2 protein-coding genes are annotated in these 3,623 nt (G+C 47.0%); both read right to left on the minus strand.

The window, feature by feature from the left end:
• Positions 1 to 2,774: DUF6443 domain-containing protein (locus ACLCDL_RS17815; RefSeq protein ID WP_423149766.1), on the minus strand; the 2,774-nt coding region annotated here is incomplete at its 3' end.
• A partial coding sequence (locus ACLCDL_RS17820) for a DUF5977 domain-containing protein (RefSeq protein ID WP_423149767.1) occupies positions 2,771 to 3,623 on the minus strand: 853 nt, incomplete at its 5' end. The genes ACLCDL_RS17815 and ACLCDL_RS17820, both read right to left, overlap by 4 nt.

Raw genomic sequence — 3,623 nt, forward strand, 5'->3', positions numbered from 1 at the left:
TCCTGAAACTCCTTCCCATTATACTTGTACTTGTTATCCGGAGTTGGGTTAATGTTTCCTGCTCCTGCTATCTCCCTGCCAAATCCATAATAATCATTTACCTGCAATACCTCATCGGCATAATCAAAGTTACCATTTTTATTCTTGTCTCCAATCAAGGCACGTACATTCCCTAAATGATCTACCAGGTTATATTCCAGTATGTACGAGTCCGCACTGAAGTATCCTCGCCCTTCCTCATTTTGTATAAACTCCAATGTATTGCCCGCATACTCAATTCCGTTTACATAGCTTCGGTCTTCCCCACTGCTGGTCTTCCGTTGTAACTTCCTGCCGCTTGCATCATATACGTAGTCAATCGTTTTATTGCTCAGGGTTATCTCGGATGGCAGGTTCAGGATATTATAGATTATACCGTTAGCGCTAATCCCTTTCTTACTGTCGGAAGTTACATTCCCATTGATATCATACCCGTAACTGCTGCTGTATTGTTCCGTTCCTATATCAGCTACGCTAAGCAGTTTGTTACTCCGGTTTATGCCGCTACCGTAATCGTAGCTTAAACTATTCAGCGTCCCACTTGCATCCTTCCTGATCAATGATTCAATATTGCCCAGTTCATCGTAGCTGAGCGTTTCATTGAATTTGTCGTTACCGGAAGCGGCCTTGTAGAAAGAAGCGGTTAAGCGGTTCAATGGATCGTATTCAAAGGCGTAACCTTTTGGCTCCTGGCCAACCTGTGTCCGTAAACGGGTTTGCCAATTTAGCGAACTAATATTCCCGTTGTATTGCGCCAGCGCTCCGTTCACTGATTGATCGTATTCCAGCCTTTCTGCAAAGGCATCGGTAAGGGAAGCATCTGTTTCATCCTCCAGATTATCCGGGTTATTGATCCTGTTTAGCCAGCCCCTGGAATTGTACCGGTAGTCAATGACCTGCAGGTAAGGGCCGGATGGGCTGATCGTCATATCTACAACGGCGCCTTCTTCGATAAAGAAACCAGGACCCAGGGTAATGCTTTTTGCTGCATCCAGGTTGAGCTGTTTTCCTGCCTCAATGGCATCCGCTTCACCCAATGCTATTTCCTGTGCTTTTGAGTTTAAGGATTTTTTTACCAGTTGCCCCAACTCATTGTACTCGTACCGGGCCAGATCCAGAACCGGACTTACTACTGCGGTATTGCTGTATTGCTGCTGCAGGAACATCTTCCTGCCTGCATGGTCATATCCATAAGCGGTTACCACATTTAACCCCGAAGGACTGGAACCCGGAGCAAAGTGATTTCGCTTGCTCTTGGTCAGTGCGCCTGTAAAGCTGTACTGATTTGATATGGCATCATACTTTCCGGCAGCGATGCTGCCTCCCTGGTAATGCTGGCTGTAGCTTTGCACCATTCGGCCTTCCGTATCGTAATGATTCAACGAAAACAGGTAGTTTGTTGTGCCCAACACATTTACCTTGCTTCCTGTCAGCAAACCACGCGGGATCTGAAGCAGGGTATCTACTGAAGCTGCCGGTGCTTTATAGATCGCAGTCGAAGGATTGATCGCGCTGTTACTTAAAAAGCTGTAATCGTCGTAATAGTTCACCGTTAATGCCTTGTTGTAGATCTGCGGAAAACTTACACTGCTGTACCCGTTATCGGTGCTGCTGTTAGTAAAGGTCTCCCACAGCGGAGTACCTGCCGGTAAGTTATTCAGGGAGGTTTGCAGGGCATCCCTGCTCCGGGTGTCTGTTAACTCTCCCGTATACACCACTCTGCCGAAGGCATCGTATTTGGTAAACAGCCAGGTATTGCTACCCCGCTGTTTGCCATCCTGGGTAAGTACGGGTTTATCGAGCACGTTGTAAACAATATGCTCCCACTCTTTTCCCGGTATCTTCTTTTCTACCATCCGGTTTCTTCCATCGTAATGATATCCGTAAAAGAAGTTTTTAAAAACAGCGTCGTTCTCGCTAAAAGCAGCAGGAAGGCTGCCTGCCTCTGATGGCAAAGGCGGAACTACGTAGCTCAGGTTTCCCAGATCATCGTACACGTAGTAGGTATAGAGATAGGTATTCCCGTTCTGCACTTTCTTACATACTACCTGCCCCTCCTTGTCTTTATACTCGAAACTGCTGTGTTCATTCTCATCCGTTACCTTAGTCAGATACAGCTCATTATTGGCATACGTGCTGCTCTGGGCTCCTCCCGCCACCACTGTCCACAACTTTATCGGGTCGGTACTCACATTCGTTCCGTACTCCGTTTCCACGGTATGCCCTCCTCCTATTTTCCAGCTGGTACCCGGGAATCCCTGTTCCAGAACCCGGTTTAAGGGGGATGCCTCGAAACGGGCTTCTGAAAAGCTCACACCGGAAGAGGGTATGTGAACTACAGGCCCAGTTTGGGAGTAAAAACCTTGCTGGGAGGATACCGCATTTGGTTTATACAACCCATATCCGTTACTGTCATCCGCATAAGGCAGATATTTCCTGGCTTCCCGTCCAAAGGAATCGTATTCTACCGGGGTGACAATATCTTTTCCCAATGGGGAACCCTGCACCTGGATGGACTGTACCGGCCTGCCCAGGCCGTCAATGTATTGTACCTCCATCTGTACTTTATTCTTATCTCCCGATGCCGCATTTAACTCTGCACTGCTCTTTACCGCAACACGGAGACTGCGGGTAAGTACATAGTTCTTATCCTGCGACTGGCCGTAGCCGGCAGTTGTATAGCAAACCACTGATAGAAGCGCTACCAGATAGTTCAAAACAGGTATTCTGATCATTGTTCGTTTACTGATATAAAGTTGTTAGCGCCTCCGGTGGAAATCTCTATGTTATCAAAAATATGTCTGGGCTGGCTTACCGTAGTACTGCCTACCGTAATACTGCCCGTAGCAGGATATGCAGACGGAGGATAAATATTTATTGAATACGTCCCTTCAGGAACCTGAATAGTTTGGGTACCCACTCCGAAATCAAACCCATACTCCTCACCCGTGCTTTTGCTAAAGGTTGCATGATAGTTTACCTGGGTATTATTCGTTAAGGTAACGTTTACAGCTGTCAGACAGGTTCCGTTGGTATTGGCATACGCCTGCCCGTTTAAATCTATATCATTCTGCGCTTTTGCATCCGCATCTTCCTGGGAAATCGATGAACTGTATTGGCTCGCTGCTACAGTATAAGTAACCGTACTTCCTGATAAACCTCCCGAACAGTTATTCTTTGTGATGGATGCTGTTTTTTCTACGTTATAATAAAGCTGCGTGCAGGTGCCGTTTGTATTGGCGTTAATCTGCCCGTTTGTATTCAGGTCAGCAAGAGCCTGGGCATCCGCGTCCTCCTGGGAAGTCGCTGAAAAATATTTACCTCCAGGAACTGTGTAGGAAACGGCAGGGCCCGAACTGTAACCTGCAGGACAATCATTCTTCTGAAAACTTCCTGTCTTTTCGACGTTCGAAAAGGATAGACCAGTTCCCGTACAGGGAGTCGTATCGGTAGAATTAGCATAGTGGTAACAAAAGGCTTTCAGGATATTCCCGTACTGATCCTTAATGTACGCCAATCGCTGGAAATCATCATACTCATAATACGTCGTCTGCCCCTTCTCATCGGTCCTGCTCGTCATTCCT

This window comes from Rubrilithobacter danxiaensis, assembly GCF_047272945.1.
Classification (GTDB): Bacteria; Bacteroidota; Bacteroidia; order Sphingobacteriales; family Sphingobacteriaceae; genus Rubrolithibacter; species Rubrolithibacter danxiaensis.